At 65.9% G+C, this 969-nt stretch carries 1 protein-coding gene; it reads left to right on the top strand.

The genetic code is table 11. The annotated features are described in order from the left end of the window. Nucleotides 1-717: 717 nt before the first annotated feature. The coding region (locus VXC91_RS47410) for a reverse transcriptase N-terminal domain-containing protein (RefSeq protein ID WP_408057640.1) at nt 718-969 on the top strand (252 nt) is incomplete at its 3' end.

Genomic DNA, 969 nt, shown 5'->3' on the forward strand with positions numbered 1-969 from the left:
GAGACCCGGGAGACGTTCGCACGGATGACCCGGGGCATGCTGATGGAACTCGAGGACGTCAACTGCTGGAGCCTGGCCGTGCGACACGAGGTCGCATGAGATGAGTGGAACTCATCAGAGGAGGTTCGACTGATGTCGAAGGTGTAGTGCCCGGTCCCGTGCGCAAGGACCGTCCCCGCCTCGGCGTGCGCTGCGGGTAACTGCGGCGTGCGAAGCCCGGGGAACAGGCCCAAGGATCCGCGTTCCATCCGTGGATTACAGGCTGGGGAAGACCGGACGGGTGAAGAACATGAACCCTCGTTGATGCCTCGTCATCCAGACTTCCGCCGATGGGATGTAGCAGCGGGAGAACAGGGGCCGGCCGCTGCGAGGCGGCGGGTGCCGGCTGGGGAAGCTAGGTCAGCCGGGAGCGCACCACCGTCCCCGGGGTACAGAGGGCACCCAACCCGGTCGTATCTCACTCATGCGGAACGTGACAACCCCGTCACGGTCCAGGCGGGCGTGCGCTGGCCTGGTAGGCGGACCGTGAGGAACGCGGATGTCCGTGGCGGGTGCAGGACGACCCGAGAAGCGAATGCCGGTAGCCGAAAGGCAGCAGGAAACCGGGAGCCCGAGGCTGATTTCTCCGTCAGCGGCTCCCGCATAACTGGCCGGATAGGAGCTCGCGCTCCGGCCCGAAAGGGCGCCGACGCGGGTCGGGTGAGCCTGCGAAGAACGATGACGAACGACGCGGGAACCGAGGGACAAGTTGGACACCATGGCCACGGTGGAGACGGATCTGTCGAAACCGAGACGGCTGCGGTGAACGGACCCGAGGACGGGCCGCTCGGCTGGGACGCCGTGCAGTGGCGGACGGTTGAGAAGGACGTACGGCGTCTGAGGCAGCGGATCTTCGCGGCATCGCAGGCCGGGGATCTGAAGAAGGTCCGTAACCTGCAGAAAATGATGCTCCGTTCACGTGCCAACGCG

This window comes from Streptomyces chiangmaiensis, assembly GCF_036281785.1.
Lineage (GTDB): Bacteria > Actinomycetota > Actinomycetes > Streptomycetales > Streptomycetaceae > Streptomyces > Streptomyces chiangmaiensis.